26 protein-coding genes are annotated in these 20,768 nt (G+C 63.2%); 2 read left to right on the top strand and 24 right to left on the bottom strand.

The genetic code is table 11. From position 1 onward, the window contains the following. Positions 1–23: 23 nt before the first annotated feature. From CXQ81_RS08545 to CXQ81_RS08430, 24 genes are all read right to left on the bottom strand, one after another. Positions 24–320, bottom strand: a complete 297-nt coding sequence (locus tag CXQ81_RS08545) for a phage tail assembly protein (RefSeq protein ID WP_101336986.1) — start codon at positions 318–320, stop codon at positions 24–26. Beyond that, complete coding sequence (locus CXQ81_RS08540; protein ID WP_007923973.1) at positions 317–664, bottom strand: phage tail tube protein; 348 nt, start codon at positions 662–664, stop codon at positions 317–319. Before CXQ81_RS08540 ends, CXQ81_RS08545 begins: the two co-directional genes overlap by 4 nt. A 66-nt stretch (positions 665–730) precedes the next feature. Then, positions 731–2,227 (bottom strand): phage tail sheath subtilisin-like domain-containing protein, encoded by a 1,497-nt coding sequence (locus tag CXQ81_RS08535; protein ID WP_101336985.1) that lies wholly within the window; start codon positions 2,225–2,227, stop codon positions 731–733. Continuing rightward, positions 2,227–2,409: a DUF2635 domain-containing protein gene (locus CXQ81_RS08530; RefSeq protein WP_007923975.1), complete on the bottom strand. Its 183-nt coding sequence runs from the start codon at positions 2,407–2,409 to the stop codon at positions 2,227–2,229. The genes CXQ81_RS08535 and CXQ81_RS08530 overlap by 1 nt, the downstream gene beginning before the upstream one ends. After that, positions 2,406–2,990 carry a hypothetical protein gene (locus CXQ81_RS08525; RefSeq protein WP_101336984.1) on the bottom strand — a complete coding sequence of 195 codons (585 nt, stop codon included), beginning with the start codon at positions 2,988–2,990 and terminating at the stop codon, positions 2,406–2,408. Before CXQ81_RS08525 ends, CXQ81_RS08530 begins: the two co-directional genes overlap by 4 nt. Before the next feature lie 142 nt (positions 2,991–3,132). Beyond that, positions 3,133–4,149, bottom strand: coding sequence for a contractile injection system protein, VgrG/Pvc8 family (locus CXQ81_RS08520; RefSeq protein WP_101336983.1), 1,017 nt, complete (start codon positions 4,147–4,149; stop codon positions 3,133–3,135). A 9-nt stretch (positions 4,150–4,158) separates the two neighbouring features. Further along, on the bottom strand, positions 4,159–4,371 hold the full coding sequence (locus CXQ81_RS08515; protein WP_101336982.1) for a tail protein X: 213 nt from the start codon (positions 4,369–4,371) through the stop codon (positions 4,159–4,161). Further along, positions 4,364–4,747: a phage tail protein gene (locus CXQ81_RS08510; RefSeq protein ID WP_016702001.1), complete on the bottom strand. Its 384-nt coding sequence runs from the start codon at positions 4,745–4,747 to the stop codon at positions 4,364–4,366. The genes CXQ81_RS08515 and CXQ81_RS08510 overlap by 8 nt, the downstream gene beginning before the upstream one ends. Continuing rightward, positions 4,747–6,960 (bottom strand): phage tail tape measure protein, encoded by a 2,214-nt coding sequence (locus CXQ81_RS08505; RefSeq protein ID WP_101336981.1) that lies wholly within the window; start codon positions 6,958–6,960, stop codon positions 4,747–4,749. Before CXQ81_RS08505 ends, CXQ81_RS08510 begins: the two co-directional genes overlap by 1 nt. Positions 6,961–7,088: 128 nt before the next feature. After that, a complete protein-coding gene (locus CXQ81_RS08500) occupies positions 7,089–7,700 on the bottom strand; it encodes a phage tail assembly protein (protein WP_101336980.1) in 612 nt (203 codons plus the stop codon). A 152-nt stretch (positions 7,701–7,852) separates the two neighbouring features. Beyond that, the gene (locus tag CXQ81_RS08495) at positions 7,853–8,359 is read right to left on the bottom strand and encodes a phage major tail tube protein (RefSeq protein ID WP_009042415.1); all 507 of its coding nucleotides are present in this window, start codon (positions 8,357–8,359) and stop codon (positions 7,853–7,855) included. After that, positions 8,359–9,525, bottom strand: coding sequence for a phage tail protein (locus tag CXQ81_RS08490; RefSeq protein WP_053259818.1), 1,167 nt, complete (start codon positions 9,523–9,525; stop codon positions 8,359–8,361). The genes CXQ81_RS08495 and CXQ81_RS08490 overlap by 1 nt, the downstream gene beginning before the upstream one ends. A 2-nt stretch (positions 9,526–9,527) precedes the next feature. Beyond that, positions 9,528–9,749: a hypothetical protein gene (locus CXQ81_RS08485; RefSeq protein WP_101336979.1), complete on the bottom strand. Its 222-nt coding sequence runs from the start codon at positions 9,747–9,749 to the stop codon at positions 9,528–9,530. Between the two features lie 87 nt (positions 9,750–9,836). Beyond that, complete coding sequence (locus CXQ81_RS08480) at positions 9,837–10,073, bottom strand: tail fiber assembly protein (RefSeq protein ID WP_101336978.1); 237 nt, start codon at positions 10,071–10,073, stop codon at positions 9,837–9,839. 11 nt (positions 10,074–10,084) lie between these two features. Then, complete coding sequence (locus CXQ81_RS08475) at positions 10,085–10,837, bottom strand: hypothetical protein (RefSeq protein ID WP_101336977.1); 753 nt, start codon at positions 10,835–10,837, stop codon at positions 10,085–10,087. A 103-nt stretch (positions 10,838–10,940) separates the two neighbouring features. Beyond that, positions 10,941–11,477, bottom strand: a complete 537-nt coding sequence (locus tag CXQ81_RS08470) for a hypothetical protein (protein ID WP_101336976.1) — start codon at positions 11,475–11,477, stop codon at positions 10,941–10,943. Then, positions 11,474–12,208, bottom strand: coding sequence for a phage tail protein I (locus CXQ81_RS08465; protein WP_101336975.1), 735 nt, complete (start codon positions 12,206–12,208; stop codon positions 11,474–11,476). The genes CXQ81_RS08470 and CXQ81_RS08465 overlap by 4 nt, the downstream gene beginning before the upstream one ends. Continuing rightward, a complete protein-coding gene (locus tag CXQ81_RS08460) occupies positions 12,205–13,200 on the bottom strand; it encodes a baseplate J/gp47 family protein (protein WP_101336974.1) in 996 nt (331 codons plus the stop codon). The genes CXQ81_RS08465 and CXQ81_RS08460 overlap by 4 nt, the downstream gene beginning before the upstream one ends. Then, positions 13,197–13,529, bottom strand: a complete 333-nt coding sequence (locus CXQ81_RS08455) for a phage baseplate protein (RefSeq protein WP_007924012.1) — start codon at positions 13,527–13,529, stop codon at positions 13,197–13,199. The genes CXQ81_RS08460 and CXQ81_RS08455 overlap by 4 nt, the downstream gene beginning before the upstream one ends. Before the next feature lie 14 nt (positions 13,530–13,543). Continuing rightward, complete coding sequence (locus CXQ81_RS08450; protein ID WP_101336973.1) at positions 13,544–14,152, bottom strand: phage baseplate assembly protein V; 609 nt, start codon at positions 14,150–14,152, stop codon at positions 13,544–13,546. Positions 14,153–14,155: 3 nt separating this feature from the next. Then, positions 14,156–14,680 carry a hypothetical protein gene (locus CXQ81_RS08445; protein ID WP_101336972.1) on the bottom strand — a complete coding sequence of 175 codons (525 nt, stop codon included), beginning with the start codon at positions 14,678–14,680 and terminating at the stop codon, positions 14,156–14,158. A gap of 234 nt (positions 14,681–14,914) precedes the next feature. Next, the gene (locus CXQ81_RS08440) at positions 14,915–15,679 is read right to left on the bottom strand and encodes an N-acetylmuramoyl-L-alanine amidase (protein WP_101336971.1); all 765 of its coding nucleotides are present in this window, start codon (positions 15,677–15,679) and stop codon (positions 14,915–14,917) included. Between the two features lie 167 nt (positions 15,680–15,846). Next, a complete protein-coding gene (locus tag CXQ81_RS08435; protein ID WP_009047293.1) occupies positions 15,847–16,194 on the bottom strand; it encodes a phage holin family protein in 348 nt (115 codons plus the stop codon). Positions 16,195–16,746: 552 nt separating this feature from the next. After that, a complete protein-coding gene (locus tag CXQ81_RS08430; protein WP_178081051.1) occupies positions 16,747–17,481 on the bottom strand; it encodes an XRE family transcriptional regulator in 735 nt (244 codons plus the stop codon). Positions 17,482–17,668: 187 nt separating this feature from the next. Here CXQ81_RS08430 and mutS point away from each other — a divergent pair, with 187 nt between their 5' ends. Next, positions 17,669–20,248, top strand: a complete 2,580-nt coding sequence (mutS, locus tag CXQ81_RS08425) for a DNA mismatch repair protein MutS (RefSeq protein ID WP_009042404.1) — start codon at positions 17,669–17,671, stop codon at positions 20,246–20,248. 142 nt (positions 20,249–20,390) lie between these two features. Beyond that, positions 20,391–20,714, top strand: coding sequence for a ferredoxin FdxA (gene fdxA / locus CXQ81_RS08420; RefSeq protein ID WP_007924025.1), 324 nt, complete (start codon positions 20,391–20,393; stop codon positions 20,712–20,714). The last annotated feature ends 54 nt before the right edge of the window (positions 20,715–20,768 follow it).

Below are 20,768 nucleotides of genomic sequence, written 5' to 3'. Positions count from 1 at the left end.
GGCCAGGTCATAGGCAACCGCGATCAGGTCGCTGATGGCTCCGATGCCGCACTCATGAAAAAACTCGCGACCGCCCAGCTCAGGGCGTTGAGGTCAGCCAGGTCGAGCTGGTTGACCGAGGACGGAGGAATGCCGGCACAGACCGCGATGTACTTGGTCGCGACGTCCATGTCGAGGCTGACTTCTTCGCTCTTGTCGATCTTGTACGGCAGCGCCTTGATCGCCCGCACTTCCTGCACCGTCGGGCGGCGCAGGGTCAGTTCGGTCAGCGGCTCGCCGTGGGCTTCGATGGCCACACGCAGCTTTACGCTATCGCTCATTGCCAGGTCCCCTTGATGCCTTCGAACTTCAGTTCGATGCTCGCGTCGTCACCCTTGGAAACCGGCTCTTCCACCAGGTAGGCGCCGGCCAGGACGTAGACCTTGCCGTTGCTGAACTCGCAGGTGACGGTCATGTCGGAACCGGCCACCAGCTGCTTGAGCGGGAAGTCCGGGGTGTGCAGCGCCGTGACCTTGAAGGACGGGGCAATGTCGGTTTCCTTGTAGAAGCCCGGCACGATGGTTTCCCGTTTCACGGACATCAGCGGTGCTTCGCAGCCGCCGTTGATGGTCAGTTGAGCGCCGTCCACTTTGACGTAGCAGGTGCCCGCAATCAGTTGACCCATGGTGTTTCTCCCAAAAAATGAGCCCGCACCAGGCGGGCTGGAAAAGCGCAGTGAAAGAGGCTCGGCTTAGGCCGCCGCGTCGTACTGCAGACGGAATTGGTTGAGCAGCGCGAACACACGCAGGCCGTTGATGTAGTCCGGCGGGAACAGCACGTTGACCCGGCTCGGGTCCTGGCTGTCGCGCTCGACGATCAGGTGCTCGGCGAACAGCTCGGCGTTCTCCACGTGGCCTTCCAGTTCGAGCTTGGCGTACTGGGCGATCAGCTCGCCGCGGATGGTGCTCGGGGTCACGATCGGCTGGCCGGCACCGAAGCGGGTACCGTCGGCGGCCAGTTTGTGGCGCCCGTACTTGCTGGTGATCACGCTTTGCAGGCGGCGCACGATAAAGGCCGACTGGTGCATGGTTTCGCTGTCCAGGTAGGAGTTGTCGGCCTGGCCGTAGGCGTTCTTCTGGTAGGTGGTGATCGAACGCTGGATGCGCACGTAACCGCCTTCGTAGTAGGCGGTGGCGATGCCGTAGCTGAGCAGCGATTGACGCTCGGTCAGGGTGAAACGCTCGCTGGCCGGCGCCGGATCGACACCCGGCAGGCTGCCGCTCTGGGTCGGACGGCTGGCGTCGGCGGAGATGAACACCGAGGTGCGCGCGGCCAGTGCCGCGGCCTGCACCCAGAACGGCTGCGGTACGCCCGGTTCCAGGGCCTGGATGGTGATGTGCTGGTCGTTGCGTGCTTGCCCTGCCGCTACCAGGGTGCCGACGGTGCCGCGCTTGGCGCTGTAGACGTGACCGAACAGTTGCTTGGCCCAGGACCAGCGACCGGTGCTGTCATCCATGACGGCTTGCCAGGCGTTGAGGGTCGCGGTGTCGGTCCACGGCATGCAGATGAACTCGAAAGGTTCATCGCCCAGGGCCGCCAGTGCGGCAACCTGATCCGGCACGCCGGCGCCGCCGGCCATTTTGCCGACCGTCACGCTCAAGCCGGACGGGGTTTCTTCGCCATTGCTCTTGCCCAGGCGGTTGAGCTGCAGGCTGATGTCGTTAGCACTGTCGCCGGTCCATTTGGCGGTCAGGGTCAGGGTGCCTTCGACCGCCTCGGCGCTCACTGGCAGGTCGGCGGCGGCATTGATTTTCAGCGCCAGCGCGCTGGCGGCCTGAGCCGCGGTGGCGGCATTGACGATGGCGGCCTGAACCCGCACACCACCGACATACAGGTTGAGCACGCCGCTGGCGCTGGCGGTGCCGGTGAACTTCAGCTCGGCCTTGGCCACGCTGCCTTCGACGTTGTGCAGCGGCAGGCACCAGATTTCACCAATCGGGTCGGTCTTGCGCCAAGTCTCGTACATGGAGGCGAGCATCGAGCCCTGACCGCCGATGCTCTTGGCCAGCGCGACGCTGGACACCAGCACCAGCTTGCCGGTTTCGGCCGGCGCGACATTGTCGTTGACCTGGGCCACGATCAGTCGGCGCATGGCCGAAGAAGCGCTATTGGCCGCCGAATTGTCCATCTCGGCGTAGAACAGCGGCACACGAATGTCCGCCGGAATATTGCTGAATCCGATCGCCATTATTTGGCTCCTTGTGGTTTGGCCGCCTTCGCGGCCTTGAGGGTGATATCGCCATCGGCCAGACGCCGGCGCCACCAGGCGTTGTCGTCGACTTCACGGCCTTCCAGCGGCAGCAGGTCGCCGGCTTCGGGGTCCGGCACGGCGCGGCCCGCGGCCGGCAGCACAGTGATGCGTTTGCTCATTGCGTTACGTCTCCAGAGAAAGTCAGTTCCAGGCGCCCGTCGGGCCCCGGGTGTTGCAGGTTGGGGTCCGCCGGATCGATGGCATCGACCCGTACCGTGACCCCGGTAAAGGACGGCAGGCCGTCCAGTTCACGCTCGCGCCAGGTTTCCGCCGGCTGGCTGGCCAGGTTGCGTCCCAGCTGGAACTCGGCGAAAAAGCGCAGCTGATAGAACAACCGCGTGGCGCTGAGCGAAACCAGCTCGCCCCCGTCGTATTCGATCGGGTTGTAGTCCGCGCCCGGCTTGAACCCCACCAGCGCCCGCCACAACTCGGCACGCAGGCTTTCGAGTTGCTCCAGGGCCTGCCGGCCGTCGCTGGCGTCCAGCACCAGGGTGATCACCAAGCGGTCGCGGATGGCCTGGCGGGTAACGTTCTGCCCGGTGCTCGGGCTGGCCAGATCGGCGATCGGCGTCACATGGGCACTGGGGGTGGGCAACGCGGTATTGCTTTGCAACAGCGCGAGATCGACGCCGACGGCCACCTGATCGGCCAGGCCGGGGCAGTGATCGCGCAGTTGCGTGAGGATCGGAGTGATCTTCATGAAGAAGCTCCACAACGGGGTGAATGGGAAACCTTCAGGCGCGGCCACAAGCGATCGCCCAGGCTGCGGGCGCCCGGGCAACAGGATGGAGTCGTGGAAACAACGGCGCGCAAGATCAGAACAGCCGGGCAAGGCCCGGTAACTAGGGCTGTTGCTCCAGGCAGGTAGCCTCGATCAGGCAGCGATAATTTTTTTCGCGATTGCCGCTGGCAGTCACCTTGTCGATCGACCAGGTGCCCTGCATGAACCCCGGCCAGCTGTTGTCCAGCGACACCAGCCCCTCGGCCGACAGCGCCGGATCACCGGGGCAGTCGATCTTCAACTTGATCGCTTCGCGCTCGATTCGGCGCATGGCGCCCTGGGCTGCGCCGCGGGCCTCGCCCTCTGCCGGGTAACGCTGGCGCAGGACCTGGAAAGGAGCCTGCCCCAGGCTGACCACACGCTCCTTGCCGGCCGCCGAATCCCACCAGGTAGCCTTGCAGCCCTTGTGCTTGGCCCGGCCGTTTTCATCGATGCTGGCCGAGATGAACGCCGTATCCCCCGGGCGGTTATCCCGGGTCACGCTCAAACGCACCGGCGAAAGGATTTTCCCGGAGAGCGACTTCGCCTGCCCGCGCAGCGCCAGTACATACATCTCGTTGAACGGTTTGGTGACGGCATCGTGCGGGCGGGCAATACGCGTCAGAAAGCCCATGTCGGTCTCGTTGCACTGATCGACATGCGGGATCGGGATCGAGTCCAGTTCATGCGCCACCCGCGGTGAAAAACCGTGGCGCGAGGTCAGCTGGCGAAACAGCGCGCCGAGGGTCGTGGGGCCATGGCTGGCGGAGCGGCGCTGCTTGAAGCCGGTCGCATCCGCCACCTTGAAGGGGGCTGCGGTAGCCACCAGGGTCAGGCGCGGCGGGAACAGGTTGGGCGTGCGGCGGGTGATGACGAACTCGCCACGATCCACCAGCCCCGACTCCAGATAGCCCACCCGCAGGCCGACCTTCCCGCCCAGCTCGGGGAGCCCTTCCAGGCCTTCGATATCGAGGGTCAGCGAGAGCTGGTCGGACTCGATGCCCGCGGCGTCGATGTGGGTCCAGCTGATCAGCCGTTCGTTGAGGCGTGCGGCATTGGCGCCGTAGAGCTCAATGCTCGGGGTGAATCCCAGGGTCATGACGCCTCCTCAGTCCCAGGCCGAAACGGGCATTGCAGCCACCGGCCGCGACTCGATCTCGGGCACTGTCACCCAGACACCCGCCGGCAGCACCGGGCCTTTCTCGGCCAGCAGCGGATTGAGGCGCCAGAGCGCTTCCTCGACCGCATCGTCGCAACGTCCCACCTCGCGGTAGAGCAGCAGGTTGACCGAATCGCCGGCAATACTTCGAACCCTACGCATTGACGAATTCCTCGAGGTTGATGGTCCAGTTGATCACCAGCGCGGTACCGTCATCGATGATGGAAGTCTGCACCTCCGTCACCAGGTTGACGCGCCAGCGCCCCCAGTTGCGACCGATGCCATCCACCAACGGCAAGGGCACGCGAGCGGCCTGCAACTCGCGCAGCTGGTCCAGGCGCGCCATGCCCGTGGCGTACATCGACTTGCCACTGATCTGCAGCGTTTCCAGCTTCTGCCCGGCCTGCTGCGATTTCGGCTTGCTGGTGATGATGTCGATACTGGCCCAGCCACCGTCCGTCTTGCGTTCAAGCCGGTCGTAGGCGAAGCCGGTGGACAAGCCGAAAATGAAATTGCCCAACGCCATCTGCTGTCGCATCACATCACTCCATCGGTCAGGGCCGCGCCGCGCCGTACCGCGAGCGGGTTGCTCATCATCAGAGGCATGACCTGCATCTGCATTTGCTGGATCACCATGTCCACCAGTTGCCTGGAGGTGGCCTGATCCTGGCCGTAGATATTGACGACCGGGGCGAAGGTGACCTGCTGGCTGGAAGCCGAGCTGGCTGCGAGGTTCTTGCTCACTTCATCCGGCGACTTCAAGCGGTCCGCCGGCTCGCCTCCCAGGTGTCCACCTGCCTCCTCCCCCAACCGGCCGCCGGCCTCGCTACCCAACCAGCCGCCGATGGCGCCGCCGAGCAACCCGCCGACAGCCGTGCCGAGGATCGGCACGACGCTACCCAGGGCGGCCCCCAGCGCAGCACCGGATGCGCTGCCGGCCCAGGCGCCGCCCAAGGTGCCCAGGCCAGAGCCGATGGCCTTGGGGTCGCGGTTGCGCACCCCCTTGAACACATTCACGCCGGCCCTGAGCAGCTTGAGCGGTCGACTGGCCACGCGGCCGGCCACTGAACGCAAGCCGGCGAAACTGCCGCTCAATCCGCGACCGATACGGGAAAGCAGCCCGCCACGCGGAGCTGTTGCAGAGACGGCTCTTTTTGCAGGCTTTGCCGTCCTGGCTTGGTTTTTCTGCCTGTCTCTCTTCTCTTGCCTGTCGCGCTGCCTGCGCTCTCTTCTGTTGGGGCCGCGACTTTCAGTACCGCCCGCAGGGCCGCCACAGCAGCCTGCGCCTTCGCCGAACAGCTTGCCAATACTCGATGGCAGGCTCGGAGCCGCCAGGCTCAACAGTTTTTTCGCCACCTGGGTAAAGACTTCGTCCAGCACCGACTTGAGCAGGCGGCCCACCACCGGTGCGATGGCAGCACCCGCCAAGGCCAGGCCGGCAGCGATCTTCGGAAACTCCGTAGCCAGGCTGCTCAAACCATCGACCACCCCACCGATAGGCACCATCGCCCCTTCCGCCACCGGCGCGAGGGCGGAACCGAACGCGGTGTTCATCCGGTTCAAGCGGGCGTCGAAGGTATTCGCCTGGGCCGATGCGGACTGGCGTACCGAGCCCTTGTCGCCCAGCTCCGAGGTGGCGTACTGCTGCTTGTCGGCGACCTGCGCCAAGGCCTTTTGAACTTCAGGCAGCTGTTGCGACAGGCGCAACGCTGCTTCATCCGCGCTGCCGAACAGGGTAGTGGCCAACGCGGAGCGCTCCCGACTCGAAACGTCGGGCGCTTGCAGTGCCTCCAGCACCTTGGTCAGACCACCTGCCCCATCCAGCTTCAGCGGGTCGATGTGCAACCGTTGCAAAGCCACTTGCTGCGCCTCGGATTTGGGTTCTCCCTTGCCCAGCACGGCAGCGATACCTTTCAGCGCGGCCCCGGCATCGGCCTTTTGCGTGCCGGTGTTGAGCAATGCCGCCGTCAGCGCCGCCGCCTGCTCCGGGGCCAGCCCCACCGCCGTGGCGGCAGCGCCATGCCGTTGCAGGATCACCCCGATATCAGCCGCCTCGGCGTCTCCCGGACGCTTGCCGAGGTGGTTGGTCGCATCCGCCAGATCGAGGGCCTGGTTGCGGTCCAGCTTCATCGAGGTGCGCCAACCGGCCAGCATGTCCCCGGCATCCTTGCCCGGCATCTTGAACGCGGTTGCCATGAGCGCGGCATCACCGCCGAATGCCGTCAGGGTCTGCCGTCGGGACGCGCCTTTATCGTTCTCGATCCCTGCCTTGGCCGCGGCGTATTCAAGCTTCGCCAGATCAACCGCCGTGGTTCCACCCGCGGCGATGCCTGGATAACTGGCCATGCGGTAGTTGTCTTGCGCAAGTTCCTCACGCTCATTGCCGGGGAGAGAAACCACCCTCCCCAGATCGGCCAGCGCCGCATCCATCGCCATCGCCGACTTGAACAGGTCAGGCGCTTGAAGCCCGCCTGCGGCCTTGTCCGGGGCTTTAGCCTCGGCCTTGACGCTGCCGGCGAATGCCAGCTGCAACGGGCGTTGCGACGACAGCGTCAACTTCAACGAGTCGATGGCCGTGGTCAGCAAGCGAATGTCCACGCTGGCGGCATTCAGGGCCAGGACGAAGCTGCTGGATGACAGGCCGGCATCCGCCGGGCTCGCCACGGGGGCGCCTGGCTGCATGACGCCTACAGGCGCCAGCCCGTGCTGTTGCACGGTGGCGTTCTTGAGCGAAAACTGATTGTTCGCCATTTCGCTCTACTCCTCTTTCACGCCAAGGCGAGTGATCGCGATGTCGTAGCGGCGCAAGGCCTTGCCAGCGTCCCACTCCAGGATTTCCGCCTCACTTACCGAGTAAATGAGCGGCACCACATCGAGAATCACTTCGATGTCGCGCTCCGAAAGAAGGCCGCCGGTTTGTTTAAAAAATCGTCGATGCGCTCTTGCAGCTGCGTCCAGTCAGGCACGCTGAGCAGCGCCAGGTCGGGCAGCATCAGGCCGGTACAATGCGCGGTGATGAACTCGGCGCGCTCCTTGTTGGTCTTGAGCTTCTTCATCACCTTGGTCGCTCGCAACGCGGGCATTTCCAGGGTCAGGGACGTCAGGCGCCGGCCCGCCACATCGAGCGGCAACAGCAGGTCCACCTGGTCCAGGTCGCCCTGCGCCGAGGTATCGCCAGGGGTGTCGCTGGCCGTTTCAGGCTCGGCGCCCTGCTGGAGGAAGTACGCAGCCGGGCGTGTCGACATGTCATGGACGTACTGCGCGATGCTCACGTAGTCCGGCCGCTTGAGCTGGTCGAGCTCATTGGCCGACAACCCAGTGGCCAGCTTCGCCAGCTCGAAGAACTGATCGTCCTCATCATCGCCGGCGCGGGCCAGCGCTTCTTTCTGCGCGGCGTAGAACAATGGCTTGAGCTGAATCTGCGCGATCTGCGACTCATCGTCGGCGGTAATCGGGCACAGCAGGACATGGATCGGAGGCGTCCAGGACATGAATGAATTCCTTGATAAAAGGGGGTAGCAGCGAGTTGCTCGCGATTGGGGATTGAGCGACGACTGTGATGTGGCTGCTGCATTGCCATCGCGAGCAAGCTCGCTCCTACAAGAGTGTTGCAGGGGGTATTGCAAAGGGTGTTGCCAGGGGGTTACGGCATCAGCACCGCACGACGGGCGTCGCCGAGGATGTCGACGCCGCTGAGCACGAACTTCTGGGTGCGCACGTCGATGTCGATCACCGGCACGCCGTTCTCGATACGGTTGTAGGTACGGCAGGCGAGTTCCAGGGTGGTGGTGGGTTTTTCATTCATCTTCATGGCCGTTTCGGCCAGGGATTTCAGCTTGCCGCCCACGGTGTGGTAGGTGAACCAGGTCTTGCCATCCTGGTCCTGGCCCGCCTCGCGGACATTGAGCAGGATGTCGTCGCCCAGCTTCACGCCCAGCGCCAGCATGATTTCCGGCCCCAGGCCCTGCAGCTTGAGGGTGGCGGTGAGTGCCTTGCCGCTCTTGGCCATTTCTTCGGCGATAAAGCGCCCACCGGTCATCGCTTCCATTTCGAATTCGATCTTCGGCGGGGTGAACTCTTCCACGGTCGCCGACAACGGCAGGCCTTGCAGGGTGGCCGCGATGGCCTGTCTTACGCGGTTGGTAAACATTAGAGAACATCCTCCAGGAACTGCTCGATGATTTCATCGCGGGCGTTGAGCTGATACACCATGTGCTCGTTCGGCGCGTAGCGGCCGTAGTCGATGACCACGTACCAGGTACCGTTCTTGTACTTCTCGACGCTGTTCAGCTCGGGATGCAGGTACACGCTGCCGCCCGGGATGGTTTCGTCGGCGACCAGGGTCTGCAGCCAGTCGTTGATGCGCTTGACCTCCTGGTCCATGAAGGACTTGGTCAGGTTCTTGGCCATGGCTTTCTGCCCGGCCTTGACCAGCTTGCGGCTGATGGCGTCTTCCAGGCCGACATAGCTGATGAACTTGCCGGTGATGGAGCGGTTACCCAGCAGCGAGAAGCCGCCGAGCACGGTGCGGGCGTAGTAGCTGACGCCGTAGCGGTTGAGCAGGTCGCCCTCGGTCGAGGTGTCGAGAATGTTGTATTCCACGGTGCGCGAGACGTCTTCGGCGAAGGTCACCTGGTTGCCCGGGCTCTCCCACTGCTTGACCTTGGCCAGCGCGGCGATGGCCAGGCTCGACGGCGCCAGGAACACGTTCTTCTTCGCCGCCTTGGAGTACACGGCCGGCATGTTGTGCACCACCAGGCAGCGGTCGAAACCCAGGTCCGCGCCGCCCAGTTCCTTGCTGTAGGTCACCTGATCGGCGACCGCGGCGTCCTTGCCGTCGAGCACCACACGGGCCTTGATGCGCTTGCCGAAGGCAGCGAACTCACCGGCCACCGCCTTGGTGCCGGTAAAGCCCGGCGCGCCGATGATGGTCAGGTCTTCCGGGACACTGCCCAGGGCAGCCAGGCCGAGCTTGCGGCCGGTGGTGGCGTCGACGCCGCCGATCACGTTGTTGACGGTGTCGGCCGGGGTCGCGCCCTCTTCGACGATCACCACATAGACCGGGACCTTGACCACTTTGAGGATCTGGTACACCGCCTGGAACAGGGTGCCCGACTCAGCGCCGGTCGGGTCCAGCAGGGCCTGGGTGGTGAAGCTGTTGATGCGGAACGGCGCATTGCGCGGAATCAGCGGGTCGGCCTTCGGCGCAGTGCCGACCAGGCCGATGACGTTGTCACCCAGGCCACCCATGGCCTCGGGGGATTCGGTGGCATTGACGGTAATGCCGTTGTGCTCGAAGTTCAGAACCTCAGCCATGGTTATTCAGCCTTCTTGGCAGCGGCCTTCAAGGCCTTGGTGGATGGAGTGGCCGCTTCGGCCGGTTGGCGCGCCGCGAGGACGCTGGTCAGTTCCAGGCGACCGGCGGCACGCAAGGCGCTGGCCTCGACGTCGAGCAGGTCGAGCTGTTGGTCGACCTTCGACCAGTGGCCGCCGCCGGTGGGGAATGGCACGAGGACGGTGTAGGTTTGTCGGATGGACATGTGCGAATTTCTCCAGACGCAAAAGCGCCAGAGCCCCTCTGCGGGGCTTTGTGCGGGCGAAAAAAAACCGCTTTCGCGGTGGAGGTCTTACTTCAGGAAATCGGGCTTGACCGGCCAGGCAACCGCATCCGGATCACTGCCCTGATCGGGAATATCGCGCAGCCCCTGACGATAGGCAGTAAACGCCGGACGATTGGTCTCGCTCATGGGGTAGTCGGGCATGGCCGCGTAATCACTCGCCGCCAAGTCTTCATCGCGAGCCTTGCGAATCATTTCCCACTTGATGATCGGGTGCAGTTCAGCAGGTACAAAAGTTGGTTTCATTGTGCTTTTCCTTAACTAATAGCGAGCATGGTGCCCCAGTCGCCCGGGTCGGTGACTACGCCGGTGCAGGCACCGGCCAGCATGATTTCAATCAACCCGGTGCTCGAAGTACGCATCGGGTGCAGGTGGAAATAGGCACCGAATGCTCCAGAAGGAGAAACCACCGCGGAGCACCAACGCCATTTGCCTTTCTGCGAGCCGGTACTCCAGGCGCCACTGATCGAGCCATCAACGACACGCACGAAAGCGCCCAGGGTCAGATAAGAGTTCAATGGCACCGCGGCGGCGCCATTGGCCAGCGTCTGGTCAGTGGCATAAGGAAAGGCGAGCCAGGGACTGCTATCGGCCTCCGTCCATTTCATTTGCCAGACGTTGATCGCCCCGCGCCAATAGTCCGTTGCCCGGATATCGAAATTGGGGAACTGCTCCCGCACGTCGGCCTGAACCTTGAGCATGAACTCAACGTCTGCTGCCGGCCGGCCGGTGGCCTGGGACGTTGGGGTGATCGACCGCAACTTCGTCGCAGTGACCTGCCCATGAATCCCCCAGTTATCAATCAATGTCCCCGCACTATTGGGCAGTAGGGTGAAGTTCTTCGTGACGGCCAATCGAGGCAACCGGGTTTTCAGATCAAGAAGCTGCGAGTCATATTGTCGGCGGGCTTCTGCTACGGCCTGGTCGATCTCGCCAACCTTGCCTGTGACAGTATTCGTCAAATTATTCGCCGCGCTTACCACCGCGGCCAGTTGCTGTTCTGTACTCAAAGTCTTAACTCCTTAGATTCCATTGATCTTGCTCACAACGACACTTCCCATTCGGAGCCAAAGGACAGGCCATCGGCACCTGCGAAACCTGACTTGCTGATTTTCAAATGACCTTTTCTTCCAGCGCTCTCACACGAAAGAGCACCCCAAGCCCACGGGCCATGTTGTCGATGCTGGCCGCCGAAAGAGTGGCCAACTCCTCTGCCAGCAAGATGTTGAGATTCTCGGCCCCCACCACCACCGTCACGCTGTCCGCAGGCAACGGCGAAATATCCAGCGTGAACTTTTGCAGCACCCGTGCAGCACCGGCCTTGTAAGTCAGCAACTTTCCAGCCACCGAATACACCGCCAGCAGGGTGCCGCTGGCCAGGTAGAAACCGAACTCGCCGATCTCGTATTCGTCCGGACCGTCGAACAGCGCTGCCATCCGCAACTGGCGCGAGCCCAGGTCCTCGTAGTCCACGATCGCCACCCGCTGGCGCTCATCGCGCAGGGCTGTTTCCGTACCGTCCGGGTTGTAGCGGCCGGTACCGGCGCCGATGTGGGTGATCTCCCCTTTCAAGCCTTGGTTCTTTGCCGCCAACACTTCATCCAGACCGGCGGAAGTGAAGCGAACCAAGCGCGTAATGTCTTCTGTCATAGCTGCGCCCTGAGGTCGTAGTCGTTAATGGTGTAGTGCTGGGAAACCCCGGCACTGTTAAGGCGAGCGCCGAGTTCAAATTCAGGCAGCACTCCATCAAGAAAGAGTTCGCCATCACTCAGCGCTGTATCCATGCCGCCGCTCATGGTCAGCGAGCCGCGCAGCTTGACCTCGGGCAAGGCCCCAGGCTGGCTGTCATCGCTGATGCTCAGGCCAGGATCGGCGCCAGCGGCCAGTCGCAACCCACCCGTGGTTTGATGAACGATGGTGATGGTGCCTTCGTCGCGCTCGCTCTTGGCGGCGTTGATGCGGCGTATCAAGCGGTTGTGATCACCGCTGGACCAGTCGCGGACAATGATTGCCTGCACATCGAAGGTATAGGGATGCCCCTGCGGTCGCTGTTCGTACCAGGCCGCGATGTTGGGCATGAAGCCCAGGGACTCGACGGCGTGGCTCAATGCCTTGTTAGTCCCGGCCTGCCGCTGGATCTGCCAGGACAGCGAAACGGTGAGGCGCTTTTCGGCCTCACTGGCTCCCGCATCCCATTCGCTGACCCCGCGATCTGCCGCCAGATAAGGCAAGAAGTCCACAGGAGTCCGGGTAGGGCTCATCAGTTGGGGAAAAGGCGGGTCCACACGTTCGAGCAAGCGGGCGAAACCGAGATCGAGGGCCTTTTCCAGCGCTGAGCTATTGGCCGGCAGCAGGCTCAAGCGAACAGTGTCGTCACTCATAGGGTACGCACCTCCACTTCAACCTCCGTGCAATACGGCGCCTGGAAAGCCGTGGTCACGATCGGTTGCACCGGCTCGAGAATCTCCAGCTGTACCGCCCCTGCCGTATGCAGCGTGTAATCGATCCAGCTCGGATCCACCCGCCCTTCCAGGCGATGGCAGCTGTCGGCGTACGCCTGCAATTGCTGCTGCGTGGCGAGCTGGGTCAGTCCGGAATCGGGGCCCGGGTTGATCTTGGCCACCACGCGGATCTTGTAGGGCTTGATCTGTGCCGCCTGCACCGTCACCCGATCCGTTTCCGGCTTCACGTCCGGTCGCGCAAAGTGTTTGCGCACGCCTTCGAGCAGGTCCTCGGATGGGGTGCCGTCGCCTTCCCGCGAGAGCACGGTGACCTGGACTTCGCCCGGCGCGGTACGGCGTCCGTTGCCATCCTTGACCTGAGCGGCGAAACCGTCCGGGTCGAAGGTGTAGATGACGGTCACCACGCCCGCCTCGGTGGAATCCACCTTCACCGTCGGCCGCTCGCCGAGGGTGAAGACTTCGCGGCGGTACTGCATGCGCGAACCGGCGGCCGGCGCGTGGGGCGCCAGGTAATAGCGCAGGCGCGCATCTTCGTCGCTTTCATAGACCGCGGGCACCGGCGGAAAGGCCGCCGGATCGCCCGGGTCGAGCAACTGCCGCTCCAGGCCCATGTCCGCCAGGCGTGCATCGAGATTGCTGCCGGTGGCCCACCAGGCCAGCATCTGCTTGATGCGGGCGTTGTACTTGCGCTCATGGGTTTGCAGGCGCAGGCAGAAGGCTTCCAGCGCCAGGGTCAGCAGCTCGCTTTCGTTGGCCAGACTGGCCTGCAGCTTCTGCGCATTGGCGGGGGAACGCTGGGCCACGTAATCGACGACGAAGGTCTTGAACTCGGCGAGCAGTGGCTCGAATTCTTCGACTGTGACAATGACCGGCTCGGCCAACTGGTGTTCACCGGGTATCAGCATGCTCATGTCACGACCTCGAACGTCTGTTGGCGGTTTTTCCAGGTGCCGGCGAAACGCAACAGCAACCCGGCGCCGCGCCGGCTGGCGACTATGACCTGCGGCTCGAAATCGCCGATGCCGTTCTGCTCGTTGTAGAACGCCTGCGCCGCATGGCTCTGGGCGAGGATCAGCAAGTCATCGCCGAGGTTCTGGCCCAGCAGGTCGGGAATCAGCGAGCCGTACAACGGGCGCTTCTGCCGCGTGCCCAGCGGCGTGGTCAGGGCGCGGGTCGCGCGCTGCACGAACTGCAGCCAGTCATCGACCGCGGCGCCGGTGTTTCTATCGACTCCAATCATGGGAAGCCTCTTAATCAAGGGCTGATAACGCGGCCCTGGTGTTCCACCAGGGGGCCGCTGAAGTGGATGCCGGCGCTGTCGAGCAAGATGCCCACCGCGCCCAGCCGCAGCTCGATCGCCTCGGGCCTCATCGCCAGCCGGGCGGGCCCGATGCTCAACTCGACCGCCTCGCGGGAAGCGGTGAGCGCGGTCGGGCCATTGCTCCAGCTCAAGACATGGCCGGCATCGTCATAACTGCTTTGGGTGCCATCGGCGTATTGGCGGCGGGTCAGCGCGGCTAGGGTCGACACCGGTGGAAAGCGGTCGCAGTTGAGGCCGAACAGCGCCACCGACTGCGCGCCGCCGTCGCCGCCACCGTAGTTGAACAGCAGGCACTGCTCGCCCACGGAGGGAATGCGCGATTCGCTTTGCGCGCCGGCGCTGGGGTTGAAGAAGCGGATCGCCGGGGTCAGCAGCTCTCCGTGGCTGACCCGGCAGGTGTTGCTGGCCGCATCGACCGCCTGGCACACACCGATCCGACAATGGTTTTCCGTCCGCCGGTGCAAGTCATCGAGTTCGGTTTCCATCTCGGCCAGCCGCTCGATGATCGGGCCCAGCTGCATGCGCAGCAGCTCGTCAAACATGGCTCAGCCCTCCAGTGCTTGGTATTGGTCGGGGTCGTCGATGTTCGAGACTTCCCAGGTGCGGGCGAACTTCGGTATGCCGGTCGGGTCGTCCAGCAAGGGCTGCCCGAGGTACAGCGTCTGGGTGAACGACAGCGTCCAGGCCGCGTGCTGCTGCTCGCCGCGAATCAGGGTCGAAGGCAGGCCCTCGAGGTTCATCGGCAGGTCGCACTGCGCTGCCGGTAATCCCCAGCGGTTATCCGTGGCCAGATCCTTCAGCGCGCTGGCCAGATCACAGGGCTCGAACCCGGACCGCTCGGCCCCCACGGCCGCCACAACTTGCAGCGAGACTGTCAGGGCATGGGCGATACGCCCTTCCTGGCTGCGCATGCCCGGGGCATCGCGCTCGATCGCAATCAGCACCCAGGCCGGGTCGAGCAGACCATCGAAGTCCTGGTGACTGCCAACCTTGAGGCCAAGGCCAGCCCCTCGCAGGGTCTCGGCAATGGCGAAAAACAGCTGCGACGGCTTGTCGATGACTGCGGGCATAGAGAGGCCTCCTGTTCAGATATCAGGGGTTGAAGTTGCGCAGGAGCGCTGCGGATGTCGCGCGAGATAGAGGAACAGCGAATGCCGGTTTGGGCAGGATTCTCGATCGCCAGGTCGGCGAGCGACGTCAGGAACGGAATGGGTGATGCAACGGATGGCTCACGAGACTTCGCTGAGGTCCGGCATCACCGTCGATGGAGCCCCCTGCCCTGCGAGCGGTTCACCCTGATCGAATCAGGCGTACTTCTCGTTCAGCGCATACAGGATCGCGCAGGTTTCCACGTCCAGTTTCCCGGTATAGTTCTTCGGCCTGAAGTGCATCTGGAACGCCCGCACCAGCGACTGGAAGAAGTCATCCGTTGCCTGGGCCGGCACGCCATAGCCATAGGTGGCGAAGGTCTTGAGCACTTCGGCACGCTCGGGCAGTCCCGCGGCGCGGAATTGCTGGACGTATTTCTTCTTGGTCGGCTCGTCGTACCAGGCGCCAATGCCGGCTTTGTAGAGCTCTTTCCAGGGCAGCTTGGGGCCCGGATCGGATTTGCGGCCCACCGCGATATCGGAGTGGCCCACCACGTTTTTCGGCGACAGGTCCGGATAACGCTGGAGAATATTCAGGGCCAGTTGCTTGAGCGCCTCGACCTGGGAGCGTTCGTAATCCGGGAAGGTGAAGACGCCGTTGACGTCGGTGGCTTCGTTGACGATCTCGATGCCGATGGAAGTGTCGTTCAAGCCGCTGCGACCGGCCCAGTCACTGACACCGGCATGCCAGGCGCGGTCTTCTTCGGCCACCAGGTTGAAAATTCGTTGCTCCTGGAAACCCGCGGCCTGATACGTCGGATCCTGCAGCGCCGGGATCAGGTAATGGGCACTCGCCGCACCGGTGGTCAACGCCTTGACCGACGCCTCGAAATTCAGGGCCGTGTAATGCAGCACCAGGAAACGCACCCGCTTGTTGTAGGGCGCGAGGGTGCGGTAGCTGTTGTAGTCGATTGGGATCATGGTTTTGCCTCTCTTTGAAACGGATGGGTGTAAGGCGCTGGGCCGTATCTGGCGCCTCCCTGCCGGGAGGACCGATTGAGCTCGTTCAATACGAGTACGCGTCCTGCGTCAGGCGGGTATCACGGCAGCGTCGACTCAATGAATCGACGATCTGTTTTGGTCGTTATTCAGGAGTCCGAACGGGGATCCTTGGGCGGCACCTCACACACACCGAGTCGCTTGGCCGCCCAGCGCTCGTAGAGCCCGATGGCCACATCGGCGCCCGCCATGGCGGTCAGGCAACCGAAGGCGCCGGCGGTCCAGATCGATACGCCGGCGGCGTACAGCAGCATGATGGTCGAGACCCCGCAGATCACGCAGGCCCCGGAGCGCAGGGCCAGGCGCCGCAGCAGCAACCAGCCGCGGGCGCCCTCCTTGTCGGCGCGCCACATTTCGCCGGACACCCCACCCACCAGGGCAAGGACGATGACAAGCCAGATGGGCATGTCCAGCAACGCTTGTTGCTCGTTTGTCATGTCACTCCTCCTGAGTGGAAAAGGCCAATGCGCTGGCCCGGTAATCAATTGGCTTGTGTATCAACGGTGCATATCCCGGCATGGCCCACGGTAGGTAGGCATTCCAAAAAGCCCGGTCGCCCGGGCTTTTCAGTAATGCGGTCCTTCGCTTTCCTTTAAGTGGCTAAACGAAAAGGAAACTGACTTTTCGGCGCTACTGGCGCGGTACGAGTCCATTCAAATTGTTCCTCCGACCGCGGTCCCTGCCCGCCGGATAACTGTTCACGGTGCTTTACGCTGCACACCCGGGTCAGTTGCCAACCCTCTGAACCGTCGAGGCCGGTTCATCGCTGCCTTTGCTTTTGCCACTAAAGAGCGGTGTTGCTCGCCGCTGTCGGGCGGCTTGGAACGAATAATATGCATGAGTGCATATACAGTCAATGCACAAATGCATTTATTTATGCGCGGAAAATGCACCTGCGCATGAGCACCGCATAAATAAAGGCGTGGAGGGTTTTCCTCGGGGCACAAAAAAGCCCGCTCGATGGCGGGCTTTGGCGTTATGGGCTGCGGTTAACGGGCGTACATGCCCCACCAGAAAACGTGACCGAGGATGACGATCTGCTCTTCCTGCATTTCCTGGAAGCTGTAGTCCTCATCCGGGTGTTCGTCGCGGTTGAAGCTACGCAGGCGAATACCGGAAGGCAGGCGATAGAGCTGCTTCACCCGCAGCTGGCCGTTGTGGTTGATGGCATACAGGTCGCCGTCGATGATGTCGCCGATACCGCACTTGCCGGCATTGACCCCCACCGTGGCGCCGTCGCGCAGCACCGGCAGCATGCTGTTGCCGCGGACCGTCACGCATTTGGCCTGGTCGAACTGCACGCCATTGTGCCGCAGGCTGCGCTTGCCGAAGCGCAGGCTGGAGCGCTCGCTTTCCTCGATGACGAATCTTCCTGATCCCGCAGCCAATTCAACCTCGCGAAGAAAGGGGACCGACACCTCGTCGTCATCGACGGGGGTATCGTCGTCCCACAGACTTATGTCCTTGAGTTCCGAATGCGGATCGGCCGACCGGGCAGGAGCGACAGCCGCGCGTCCGCGCAGTTGATCGGTGCTCACCAGGAAGTACTCGGCGATCCGCGAGATGTGTTTGTCCGAAGGATCGACAATCTTGCCGCTGAGGATCCGCGAAAGGGTGGATTGAGGCACACCGGTACGCCGATGGAGTTCCGTGGGGGAAATGCCATCGCGATCGAGCAGCTCTCTTAAGACGGTAGAAACGTTGCGCTTTTGCATAACGCGCATATTGCGGGTTATTTTCGCCGACGGCAAATGCTAAAATGCATATCTATGCATAAAACACCCGAAATCCTACCGGGTTCATCCCTGCGAAGGTCGGACCGCCCATGGTAACCTTGCGCCCATCGCGAAAAAGCCGGGCCCATGCCCTCTGCTTTTGCCCACCCTTTCAACGAATCAACCTGACGACCCGATGAATAAAGCGCTCACCGATCTGTCCTCCCACACGCCGATGATGCAGCAGTACTGGCGCCTCAAGAACCAGCACCCCGACCAGCTGATGTTCTATCGCATGGGCGACTTCTACGAAATCTTCTATGAAGACGCGAAGAAGGCCGCCAAGTTGCTGGACATCACCCTGACCGCGCGCGGGCAGTCGGCTGGCCAGGCGATTCCGATGTGCGGGATTCCTTATCACGCCGCCGAAGGTTACCTGGCCAAGCTAGTGAAGCTCGGCGAGTCGGTGGTGATCTGCGAACAGGTCGGCGACCCGGCCACCAGCAAGGGCCCGGTGGAGCGCCAGGTGGTGCGGATCATCACCCCGGGGACCGTCAGCGACGAGGCCCTGCTCGACGAACGCCGGGATAACCTGATCGCGGCGGTGCTGGGCGACGAGCGCCTGTTCGGCCTTGCGGTGCTGGACATCACCAGCGGCAATTTCACGGTCCTGGAAATCAAGGGCTGGGAAAACCTGCTGGCCGAGCTGGAACGCATCAACCCGGTGGAACTGCTGATCCCGGACGACTGGCCACAAGGCCTGCCGGCGGAAAAACGCCGTGGCGTGCGCCGTCGCGCGCCTTGGGACTTCGAACGCGACTCGGCCCACAAGAGCCTGTGCCAGCAGTTCTCCACCCAGGACCTCAAGGGTTTCGGCTGCGAGAACCTGACCCTGGCCATCGGCGCCGCCGGCTGCCTGCTGAGCTATGCCAAGGAAACCCAGCGCACCGCCCTGCCCCACCTGCGCAGCCTGCGTCACGAGCGCCTGGACGACACTGTGGTGCTCGACGGCGCCAGCCGGCGCAACCTGGAGCTGGACACCAACCTCGCCGGCGGCCGCGACAATACCCTGCAGTCGGTGGTCGACCGTTGCCAGACCGCCATGGGCAGCCGCCTGCTGACCCGCTGGCTGAACCGCCCGCTACGCGACTTGAAAGTCTTGCAGGCGCGACAGACTTCGATTGGCTGCCTGCTGGACGGTTACCGTTTCGAAAGGCTGCAACCGCAGCTCAAGGAGATCGGCGACATCGAGCGGATCCTCGCCCGTATCGGCCTGCGCAACGCCCGCCCCCGCGACCTGGCGCGCCTGCGCGATGCCCTGGCGGCGCTGCCGGAACTGCAAGTGGCGATGACCGAACTCGAGGCCGAGCACCTGAGCCAACTGGCTGTGACCACCAGCACTTACCCGGAACTGGCCGCGCTGCTGGAGAAAGCCATCATCGACAACCCGCCGGCGGTGATCCGCGATGGCGGCGTACTGAAGACCGGTTACGACGCCGAGCTGGACGAACTGCAATCGCTGAGCGAAAACGCCGGCCAGTTCCTTATCGACCTGGAAGCCCGGGAAAAGGCCCGTACCGGCCTGGCCAACCTGAAAGTCGGCTACAACCGGATTCACGGCTACTTCATCGAATTGCCAAGCAAACAGGCGGAACAGGCCCCGGCGGACTACATCCGCCGCCAGACCCTCAAGGGCGCCGAACGCTTCATCACTCCGGAGCTCAAGGCCTTCGAGGATAAGGCGCTATCCGCCAAGAGCCGCGCCCTGGCCCGCGAGAAGATGCTCTACGAAGCCTTGCTGGAGACCCTGATCGGTCACCTGCCGCCGTTGCAGGACACCGCGGGGGCGCTGGCTGAGCTGGACGTGCTGAGCAACCTGGCCGAGCGAGCGCTGAATCTCGACCTCAATTGCCCGCGCTTCGTCAGCGAGCCGTGCATGCGCATCACCCAGGGTCGCCACCCGGTGGTCGAGCAGGTCCTGACCACGCCGTTCGTGGCCAACGACCTGAGCCTCGACGATCAGACCCGGATGTTGGTGATCACCGGCCCGAACATGGGTGGTAAGTCCACTTATATGCGGCAAACCGCGCTGATCGTGCTGCTGGCCCATATCGGCAGCTTCGTGCCGGCAGCGAGCTGCGAGCTGTCCCTGGTGGACCGGATCTTTACCCGGATCGGCTCCAGCGATGACCTGGCCGGCGGCCGTTCCACCTTCATGGTGGAAATGAGCGAAACCGCCAACATCCTGCATAACGCTACCGAGCGCAGCCTGGTGCTGATGGACGAAGTGGGTCGCGGCACCAGTACCTTCGATGGTCTGTCCCTGGCCTGGGCTGCGGCAGAACGTCTCGCCCAGCTGCGGGCGTACACCCTGTTCGCCACCCACTACTTCGAGCTCACCGTCCTGCCGGAAAATGAACCGCTGGTGGCCAACGTGCACCTCAATGCCACCGAGCACAACGAACGCATCGTGTTCCTGCACCACGTGCTGCCAGGTCCTGCCAGCCAGAGCTATGGCCTGGCCGTGGCCCAGCTGGCGGGGGTTCCGAGCGATGTCATCGTCCGTGCCCGCGAGCACCTGAGTCGCCTGGAAACCACCAGCCTGCCCCATGAAGCGCCGTCTCCGGTAGCGGGCAAGCCTTCGGTCCCGCAGCAAAGCGACATGTTCGCCAGCCTGCCGCACCCGGTACTCGATGACTTGGCCAAGCTCGATCTGGACGACATGACCCCGCGCAAGGCACTGGAAATGCTCTATACATTGAAGACACGCATCTAACGCTGATGCTTTCAAGCTGTTAGAATCTCGCGCGGTTTGGGATGCTGCGGACTATTAGCCTGGTCCGCAGACTATCGCTCCCGAACCTGGCGACCCCGTCCTGAAGGGGCTCCGCTGCCGCCGCCTGAGGAGAGAATTAGAAATGACCTTCGTCGTCACCGACAACTGCATCAAGTGCAAGTACACCGACTGCGTAGAAGTCTGTCCGGTGGACTGCTTTTACGAAGGCCCGAACTTCCTGGTGATTCACCCGGATGAGTGCATTGATTGCGCGCTGTGCGAGCCTGAATGCCCCGCTGTAGCGATCTTCTCCGAGGACGAAGTTCCAGAAGAGATGCAGGAATTCATTCAGTTGAACGTTGAGCTGGCCGAGATCTGGCCCAACATCACTGAAAAGAAAGATTCCCTGCCCGATGCCGAAGAGTGGGATGGCGTCAAAGGCAAGATCAAGGATCTCGAACGCTGATTACCTCGCGTTCCCCAAAAAGGCCCGTTGCGGGCCTTTTTGCTGTTCCGGATT

The organism is Pseudomonas sp. 09C 129, assembly GCF_002843625.1.
In the GTDB taxonomy this organism is placed as follows: Bacteria; Pseudomonadota; Gammaproteobacteria; order Pseudomonadales; family Pseudomonadaceae; genus Aquipseudomonas; species Aquipseudomonas chlororaphis.
The sequence above is the reverse complement of the archived record's forward strand: the minus strand, read 5'-3'. Positions and strand labels throughout refer to the sequence as shown.

Bases quoted from the DNA above. Each gene is read 5' to 3' on its own strand.
- CXQ81_RS08450 (WP_101336973.1), bottom strand. From the start codon at position 14,152: ATGTTTGACGAGCTGCTGCGCATGCAGCTGGGCCCGATCATCGAGCGG.
- CXQ81_RS08460 (WP_101336974.1), bottom strand. From the start codon at position 13,200: ATGAGCATGCTGATACCCGGTGAACACCAGTTGGCCGAGCCGGTCATT.
- fdxA (WP_007924025.1), top strand. From the start codon at position 20,391: ATGACCTTCGTCGTCACCGACAACTGCATCAAGTGCAAGTACACCGAC.
- CXQ81_RS08545 (WP_101336986.1), bottom strand. From the start codon at position 320: ATGAGCGATAGCGTAAAGCTGCGTGTGGCCATCGAAGCCCACGGCGAG.
- CXQ81_RS08530 (WP_007923975.1), bottom strand. From the start codon at position 2,409: ATGAGCAAACGCATCACTGTGCTGCCGGCCGCGGGCCGCGCCGTGCCG.
- CXQ81_RS08535 (WP_101336985.1), bottom strand. From the start codon at position 2,227: ATGGCGATCGGATTCAGCAATATTCCGGCGGACATTCGTGTGCCGCTG.
- CXQ81_RS08480 (WP_101336978.1), bottom strand. From the start codon at position 10,073: ATGAAACCAACTTTTGTACCTGCTGAACTGCACCCGATCATCAAGTGG.
- CXQ81_RS08445 (WP_101336972.1), bottom strand. From the start codon at position 14,680: ATGCCCGCAGTCATCGACAAGCCGTCGCAGCTGTTTTTCGCCATTGCC.
- CXQ81_RS08495 (WP_009042415.1), bottom strand. From the start codon at position 8,359: ATGTTTACCAACCGCGTAAGACAGGCCATCGCGGCCACCCTGCAAGGC.
- CXQ81_RS08500 (WP_101336980.1), bottom strand. From the start codon at position 7,700: ATGTCCTGGACGCCTCCGATCCATGTCCTGCTGTGCCCGATTACCGCC.
- CXQ81_RS08440 (WP_101336971.1), bottom strand. From the start codon at position 15,679: ATGATCCCAATCGACTACAACAGCTACCGCACCCTCGCGCCCTACAAC.
- CXQ81_RS08485 (WP_101336979.1), bottom strand. From the start codon at position 9,749: ATGTCCATCCGACAAACCTACACCGTCCTCGTGCCATTCCCCACCGGC.
- CXQ81_RS08490 (WP_053259818.1), bottom strand. From the start codon at position 9,525: ATGGCTGAGGTTCTGAACTTCGAGCACAACGGCATTACCGTCAATGCC.
- CXQ81_RS08510 (WP_016702001.1), bottom strand. From the start codon at position 4,747: ATGCGACAGCAGATGGCGTTGGGCAATTTCATTTTCGGCTTGTCCACC.
- CXQ81_RS08515 (WP_101336982.1), bottom strand. From the start codon at position 4,371: ATGCGTAGGGTTCGAAGTATTGCCGGCGATTCGGTCAACCTGCTGCTC.
- CXQ81_RS08525 (WP_101336984.1), bottom strand. From the start codon at position 2,990: ATGAAGATCACTCCGATCCTCACGCAACTGCGCGATCACTGCCCCGGC.
- CXQ81_RS08520 (WP_101336983.1), bottom strand. From the start codon at position 4,149: ATGACCCTGGGATTCACCCCGAGCATTGAGCTCTACGGCGCCAATGCC.
- CXQ81_RS08435 (WP_009047293.1), bottom strand. From the start codon at position 16,194: ATGACAAACGAGCAACAAGCGTTGCTGGACATGCCCATCTGGCTTGTC.
- CXQ81_RS08465 (WP_101336975.1), bottom strand. From the start codon at position 12,208: ATGAGTGACGACACTGTTCGCTTGAGCCTGCTGCCGGCCAATAGCTCA.
- CXQ81_RS08505 (WP_101336981.1), bottom strand. From the start codon at position 6,960: ATGGCGAACAATCAGTTTTCGCTCAAGAACGCCACCGTGCAACAGCAC.
- CXQ81_RS08455 (WP_007924012.1), bottom strand. From the start codon at position 13,529: ATGATTGGAGTCGATAGAAACACCGGCGCCGCGGTCGATGACTGGCTG.
- CXQ81_RS08470 (WP_101336976.1), bottom strand. From the start codon at position 11,477: ATGACAGAAGACATTACGCGCTTGGTTCGCTTCACTTCCGCCGGTCTG.
- CXQ81_RS08540 (WP_007923973.1), bottom strand. From the start codon at position 664: ATGGGTCAACTGATTGCGGGCACCTGCTACGTCAAAGTGGACGGCGCT.
- CXQ81_RS08430 (WP_178081051.1), bottom strand. From the start codon at position 17,481: ATGCGCGTTATGCAAAAGCGCAACGTTTCTACCGTCTTAAGAGAGCTG.
- mutS (WP_009042404.1), top strand. From the start codon at position 17,669: ATGAATAAAGCGCTCACCGATCTGTCCTCCCACACGCCGATGATGCAG.